Genomic DNA, 6,602 nt, shown 5'->3' with positions numbered 1-6,602 from the left:
GCCGGCCAACGCGTGACGGTTGCCGTGCCGCCTTGGGCAATCTGCCGCCTTGGGCGGCAGGGTGGGCAAGGCGGCACCCCGGTGCGGGGCGAGCGCTTCATCAGGCGCCCGCCCCGCTTCCGGTTTCGGGGCTCTGCCCCGGACCCCGCTGCTCAATCGCCGCAGGGGCTGAAGAGATCGGTCCCCCGCCCAAGGCGGCAGATTGCCCAAGGCGGCGGGACGTCACCCGCTACGGCAGCGCCAGCATCCGCTCAAGGGCCAGCTTCGCGAACTGTTCCGTCTCGCGGTCGACCTCGATGCGGTTGACCAGCTGGCCGTCCGCCAGGGACTCCAGCGTCCAGACCAGGTGCGGCAGGTCGATCCGGTTCATGGTCGAGCAGAAGCACACCGTCTTGTCGAGGAAGACGATCTCCTTGTCCTCGGCGGCGAACCGGTTGGCGAGCCGCCGCACCAGGTTCAGCTCCGTGCCGATGGCCCACTTCGACCCGGCGGGCGCCGCCTCCAGCGCCTTGATGATGTACTCGGTCGACCCGACGTAGTCCGCCGCGGCCACGACCTCGTTCTTGCACTCCGGGTGCACCAGGACGTTGACCCCCGGGATCCGCTCCCGCACGTCGTTCACGGAGTCCAGCGAGAACCGCCCGTGCACGGAGCAGTGCCCGCGCCACAGGATCATCTTCGCGGCCCGCAGCTCCTCGACGCTCAGCCCGCCGTTCGGCTTGTGCGGGTTGTAGACGACGCAGTCGTCGAGCGACATGCCGAGGTCACGCACGGCCGTGTTCCGCCCGAGGTGCTGGTCGGGCAGGAAGAGCACCTTCTCGCCCTGCTCGAACGCCCAGTTCAACGCCCGCTCGGCATTGCTGGACGTACAGATCGTGCCGCCGTGCTTGCCCGTGAACGCCTTGATGTCCGCGGACGAGTTCATGTACGAGACGGGGACCACGGACTCGGCGATGCCGGCCTCGGTCAGCGCGTCCCAGCACTCCGCGACCTGCTCGGCCGTCGCCATGTCCGCCATGGAGCAGCCGGCGGCCAGGTCCGGGAGCACGACCTTCTGGTCGTCCCCGGTGAGGATGTCGGCCGACTCGGCCATGAAGTGCACACCGCAGAACACGATGTACTCGGCCTCGGGCCGGGCCGCCGCGTCCCGCGCCAGCTTGAAGGAGTCCCCGGTGACGTCGGCGAACTGGATGACCTCGTCGCGCTGGTAGTGGTGTCCGAGCACGAACACCTTGTCTCCGAGCCTTTCCTTTGCCGCGCGCGCCCGCTCCACCAGGTCCGGGTCGGACGGCGAGGGCAGGTCGCCGGGGCACTCCACGCCGCGCTCGCTCTTGGGGTCGGCCTCGCGGCCGAGCAGCAGGAGCGCCAGAGGCGTGGGGGAAACATCCAGGTCAACGGGGGCCTGGGGGGACTGGGCCGTGGTCACGTCACGCACCCTTTCTTCGCTCTGCTCGACTTTTCGTCGAAATGACGCTATCTATCATACGTGCTTCACGTCAGTTTGACGATGGTGAATTCGTCGATGTGACGCATCCGGCCGCCGCCGCCCCGTGCCCCGCCCGCGCACTGTGTGCGAGCATGAAGAGAAGAAGTGCGTAACCCGGAATGGATCCGGGCCTTTGCCGGTTGCAATGGTCGGCAAGCAGTCTCCGAACAACCCGGGAGAGATGTAGATGTCCGTATCGGACGAGACCACCACCGTCAGCGACGGCATCATCCTCAGCGACGAAGCCGCCGCGAAGGTCAAGGCTCTGCTCGACCAGGAAGGCCGTGACGACCTGGCCCTGCGTGTGGCTGTTCAGCCCGGCGGCTGCTCCGGCCTGCGCTACCAGCTCTTCTTCGACGAGCGCTCGCTCGACGGCGATGTCGTGAAGGACTTCGGTGGCGTGAAGGTCGTCACCGACCGCATGTCCGCCCCGTACCTGGGCGGCGCCTCCATCGACTTCGTCGACACCATCGAGAAGCAGGGCTTCACGATCGACAACCCGAACGCGACGGGCTCCTGCGCCTGTGGCGACTCGTTCAGCTAAGCCGTACAGCGGTACAGCGCGAAGGGGCGGCCCCACTGGGGCCGCCCCTTCGGCATTCCTGCGGGTCCGCTCAGTCGCGCGGCGCGGGCTCGGCCCCGCCGGGCGCGTTCTTCTGCGCGTACGGCACGGCGGACCCGTCGGCCGTCACCACCTTCCGCTCGCCGAGCGGAGCGTCCAGCGTCACCGGCAACGTATAGAACTTCGCCATCTGCACGCAGACGGTGCCCTTCTTCCGCGTCTCGGTGACCTTCACGTTCACCCGGCCCCCGGACTCGTCCGCCGACGCCGCGTACTTCGCGCACACCCCGCCCGTGAAGTGCAGCGTCAGGGTCCTGCCCTTGGCGCTGTAGCCCTGGACGTGCACGGCACGGGTGTCGCCGCCGCCCGCCTTGCCGGAGGGCTGCGAGGGGGACGGCTGCGAACTCTTCGGCGCCGCGAGGTACCTGGGCTCCACCGCCGGATACGTCACCGTGAACGCGGAGTCGGAACCGCTGGGCCGCACCTCGAACAGCCACGACGGCACCAGCGCCTGCCGGCCCCCGACGGTGTGCGCGGCCAGCCCGAACGTCGCGCCGGTGACATCGACCGTCGCCGGCTTCGGCGGTGCGGAGGCACAGTCCTCGTTCTTGCCCTCGCCGAGCGGCACCGGACTCGCGCACCCGCCGACGGAGACCCGGCCCCCGCCGGCCGCCCCGTTCATCCGCTCAAGGGCCTCGCGCGCCCCCACCGTCGGATACGTGGCGTCCTTCGCCGGAGCCTTCAACCGGCCGCTGCCGCCCACCACTTGACCGTCGGAGCCGACCTGGATCCCGGTCGACCAGCCGTACGTCGGCAGCCCGCCGACCACCGGGTCGGCGTTCACCACCCGCGTGGCGCCCATGAGTTGCTCCGCGTCCAGCTTCGCGTCGTCCTGGCCGAGGGCCTTGAGTACCGGCGCGGCGGCCTGCTTCGCCGCGGCCTCACTCACCGCCCGCCCTCCGTCGCCATGGGGGTCGCCGCACTTCGTCCCGCCACCGCACTTGCCGCCGGCCGACGGTGCGTACGCGGAGTACGTCCAGCTCCCCGGCGCCTCCCGGCTCACCTGCAACGAGGGCCCCGAACCGTCCTTCGCGGGACCCACCTTCCAGGCGTCGCCGTCCTGCCGCGGCTTCCCCTGCACGTCGAGTGCCTCGGCGAGCGCGGTGGCCTCGGCGGCGCTCACCCCGCCGCGCGCGAGGTGGACGGGCGCCTTTCCGGGGCCCGCCGGGAGATCGCCGGTCGCCTTGTAACGGGTGCCGTTCGGGTCGGGCTCGCCGGGCGCGATGCCGGGCGGCGGCGCGGTGCCGGACGAGGGAGTGGTGCCGGAGTAGCCGTCCAGGGCGAGCGGCGGGGGAGTGCCGGTGCCGCCGGGCCGGGCCGACCCCTCGTCGCCGGACCCGTCCATCGCGTTCGCCGCCAGATACGCGCCGCCGCCACCGGCCAGCAGGACGGCCGCCGCGACCGACACGACAGCCGCCGTACGCCGTCGCCCGGGACGCTCCCGCGTCCGCTCTTCGCTGCTCACCGCATCGCTCCTTCTCACCGGGGTCACCGATGGGACGGGGCGTACGGGCGCGCGGTTCCCTTCCGGAAGCCGTCAGTCGCCGAAACCGGCCATGGAGTCGATCAGCCGGGCCGACGACTCGGGCACCACGACCCCGTGGATCCCGGCGGGCCGGCGGGCCGCGCCGGGCCGCTCCACCTCCCACGGCGCCGGTGGCGTCACCCAGTGCGGGAGCATCCGGACGCAGTCGCCGCGCAGCTCCGCGAGATCGTCCTGGACCATGCCTGACACGTCGTAGGTCATGACGGCACGGTAGCCCTGAGGTGACATCCGAAGAAAGAGTCGCTATCGGGCATTTTCCACCGTTCAGCCCGTGCACCCCGAGCGGGTAGCGTGAAGCGTCAACCCCTCCCCTTATTCAGGAAGCGTGCTCACGCCGTGCGAATCGCAGTCACCGGCTCCATCGCCACCGACCACCTGATGACCTTCCCCGGCCGTTTCGCCGACCAGCTGGTCGCGGACCAGCTGCACACGGTCTCCCTCTCCTTCCTCGTCGACGCCCTCGACGTACGCCGCGGCGGCGTAGGCCCCAACATCGCCTTCGGCATGGGCCAGCTCGGCACGAACCCGATCCTGGTGGGCGCCGCCGGCTCGGACTTCGACGAGTACCGCGCCTGGCTCGACCGCCACGGCGTGGACACGGAGTCCGTCCGGATCTCCGAGACCCTGCAGACGGCCCGCTTCGTCTGCACCACGGACGCCGACCACAACCAGATCGGCTCCTTCTACACGGGCGCCATGAGCGAGGCCCGGCTCATCGAGCTGAAGACCGTCGCCGACCGCGTGGACGGACTCGACCTGGTCCTGATCGGCGCGGACGACCCGGAGGCGATGCTCCGTCACACGGAGGAGTGCCGCTCGCGCTCGATCCCGTTCGCCGCCGACTTCTCGCAGCAGATCGCGCGGATGGGCGGCGAGGAGATCCGGACGCTCCTCGAGGGCGCCACGTACCTCTTCTCCAACGAGTACGAGAAGGGCCTCATCGAGTCCAAGACCGGCTGGACCGACGAGGAGATCCTCGGCAAGGTCGGCCACCGCGTCACCACGCTCGGCGCGCGCGGCGTGCGCATCGAGAAGGCCGGCGAGGACCCGATCGAGGTCGGCGTCCCGGAGGAGGACGCCAAGGTCGACCCGACCGGTGTCGGCGACGCGTTCCGCGCGGGCTTCCTGTCCGGTCTGGCGTGGGGCGTCGGGCACGAGCGGGCGGCGCAGATCGGCTGCATGCTCGCGACGCTGGTCATCGAGACGCTCGGCACGCAGGAGTACGAGCTGCGGCGGGCGCCGTTCATGGACCGGTTCCGCAAGGCGTACGGGGACGCTGCCGCTGGGGAGGTGGAGGCGCACCTCGGCTGACGCCTTCGGTGGGGCCGCGGCCGTTGCTGTTCTTTCGTCGAGCAGCGCGGCCGCGGTTTTGCGTGTGGTCGCGTTCGCGCAGTTCCCCGCGCCCCTGGGTTACCTGTTCCTGCGCACCACGTATGTTGTGCCCCCATCGGGGTGTGGTTCTGCCCCTACGTATTCGTGGCCCTGGGTGAAGCACCAGGCGGGGATGTCGACCGCGGCGACCTCGTCGTCGGCGATGACGGTGACCGTGCCGCCCACCCGCACCCGCCCGATGGCCCGACCGAGTTCGATGACCGGCTGGGGGCAGGTCATGCCCAGCGCGTCCACGGTCACGGTCTCGGCGGAGCCCTGCGCCCCGGCGGTCGGTGCGCCCAGCTTCTCCCGGACCTCGCCCACCACCCCGGGCAGCACGTCGAGGAACCGCTCGACCTCGGCGGCCTCCGTGCCCAGCGGCAGCGACACCCGTACGTTCCCCTCGCTCACGACGCCCATCGCGCGCAGCACATGGCTGGGCGTCAGCGTGCTGCTCGTACAGGACGACCCGGACGAAACGGAGAAACCGGCGCGGTCGAGGCCGTGCAGCAGGCTCTCCCCGTCGACGTACAGGCAGGAGAAGGTCACCAGGTGCGGCAGCCGGCGCACTGGATCGCCGACGACCTCCACGTCCGGCACCAGTTCCGGCACCCGCGCGCGGATCCGCTCCGTCAACTCCCGCAGCCGCGCCGCCTCCCCGGCGGCCTCCGCCCGCACGGCCCGCAGTGACGCGGCCGCGGCCACGATGCCCGGAATGTTCTCGAACCCGGCGGCCCGCCCCGACTCCCGCTCGTCGGCGGGCCCTTGCGGAGCGAACCGTGTCCCCTTCTTTACGGCGAGCAGTCCGACCCCCGCAGGGCCGCCCCATTTATGGGCACTCCCGGCGAGCAACGACCACTCACCCGCGACCGGCCCCCACGCCAACGACTGCGCGGCATCCACGAACAACGGCACCCCGGCGCCCCGGCACGCCTCGGCCGCCTCGGCGACGGGCTGCTCCGTCCCCACCTCGTGGTTGGCGGACTGCAGGCAGGCGAGCGCGGTGTCCTCCCGGAGCGCGGCACGGAACGCGTCGACGGAAACCCGGCCTTCGCGCCCCACCCCGACCTGGGCCACCGACCCGCCGAGATTCTCGTGCACCGCCGCCGAATAGAGCACGGAAGAATGTTCGACAGCTGACACGACCAGGTGCTTTCCCGCGCGCCGCCGCCCCGCGAGCGCCCCCGCCACGCCGTCGTGCACCGCCCGGGTCCCGGACGAGGTGAACACCAACTCGTCGGGCCGGCATCCCACGGCCTCGGCGGCGGCCTCCCGCGCGGCATCGAGCAACAGCCGCGCCCGCCGCCCTTCCCGGTACAAACGCGACGGATCGGCCCACCCCTCATCGAGCGACGCCTGCAGCGCCTGCCGGGCAACGGGATGCAGAGGAGCGCCCGACGCCCCATCGAAGTACGACACACCACAACGCTACGGGTAACCAGAGCCCCACCCCCACCCACCGGGACGGCCTACCCCCCCGCCTCCGCCGGGGGCGCGGGTCTGTGACATCAGCACCTCCGCCGCGGGCCGCACCCCCCCCGCCCGACCTGCACCCGCCGGGGTGGCGCTTCCCCGCT

At 71.4% G+C, this 6,602-nt stretch carries 6 protein-coding genes; 2 read left to right on the top strand and 4 right to left on the bottom strand.

Annotated elements, in window-relative coordinates; genetic code table 11:
- Nucleotides 1–229: 229 nt before the first annotated feature.
- Entirely contained in the window at nucleotides 230–1,435 is a 1,206-nt protein-coding gene (gene nadA, locus ACFV9W_RS37525) for a quinolinate synthase NadA (protein WP_385770295.1), read from the bottom strand.
- A gap of 238 nt (nucleotides 1,436–1,673) precedes the next feature.
- Here nadA and ACFV9W_RS37520 point away from each other — a divergent pair, with 238 nt between their 5' ends.
- Complete coding sequence (locus ACFV9W_RS37520) at nucleotides 1,674–2,030, top strand: iron-sulfur cluster assembly accessory protein (protein ID WP_111661853.1); 357 nt, start codon at nucleotides 1,674–1,676, stop codon at nucleotides 2,028–2,030.
- A 70-nt stretch (nucleotides 2,031–2,100) separates the two neighbouring features.
- Here the strand turns inward: ACFV9W_RS37520 and ACFV9W_RS37515 are convergent, their stop codons facing one another.
- Both ACFV9W_RS37515 and ACFV9W_RS37510 read right to left on the bottom strand, forming a co-directional pair.
- On the bottom strand, nucleotides 2,101–3,573 hold the full coding sequence (locus ACFV9W_RS37515) for a hypothetical protein (RefSeq protein WP_385770293.1): 1,473 nt from the start codon (nucleotides 3,571–3,573) through the stop codon (nucleotides 2,101–2,103).
- 72 nt (nucleotides 3,574–3,645) lie between these two features.
- Nucleotides 3,646–3,855, bottom strand: coding sequence for a hypothetical protein (locus tag ACFV9W_RS37510; RefSeq protein WP_385770291.1), 210 nt, complete (start codon nucleotides 3,853–3,855; stop codon nucleotides 3,646–3,648).
- Nucleotides 3,856–3,990: 135 nt separating this feature from the next.
- On the opposite strand from ACFV9W_RS37510, the gene ACFV9W_RS37505 reads away from it, so the two are divergent.
- Nucleotides 3,991–4,965: a carbohydrate kinase family protein gene (locus tag ACFV9W_RS37505; protein ID WP_385770289.1), complete on the top strand. Its 975-nt coding sequence runs from the start codon at nucleotides 3,991–3,993 to the stop codon at nucleotides 4,963–4,965.
- Nucleotides 4,966–5,064: 99 nt separating this feature from the next.
- Here the strand turns inward: ACFV9W_RS37505 and ACFV9W_RS37500 are convergent, their stop codons facing one another.
- On the bottom strand, nucleotides 5,065–6,444 hold the full coding sequence (locus ACFV9W_RS37500; RefSeq protein ID WP_385770287.1) for a cysteine desulfurase/sulfurtransferase TusA family protein: 1,380 nt from the start codon (nucleotides 6,442–6,444) through the stop codon (nucleotides 5,065–5,067).
- Between the last annotated feature and the right edge of the window lie 158 nt (nucleotides 6,445–6,602).

The organism is Streptomyces sp. NPDC059897 (assembly GCF_042730865.1).
Classification (GTDB): domain Bacteria; phylum Actinomycetota; class Actinomycetes; order Streptomycetales; family Streptomycetaceae; genus Streptomyces.
This window is presented reverse-complemented; position numbering and strand designations above follow the sequence as displayed.

Coding starts and splice junctions, on each gene's coding strand:
- ACFV9W_RS37510 (WP_385770291.1), bottom strand. CDS start 3,855: ATGACCTACGACGTGTCAGGCATGGTCCAGGACGATCTCGCGGAGCTG.
- ACFV9W_RS37520 (WP_111661853.1), top strand. CDS start 1,674: ATGTCCGTATCGGACGAGACCACCACCGTCAGCGACGGCATCATCCTC.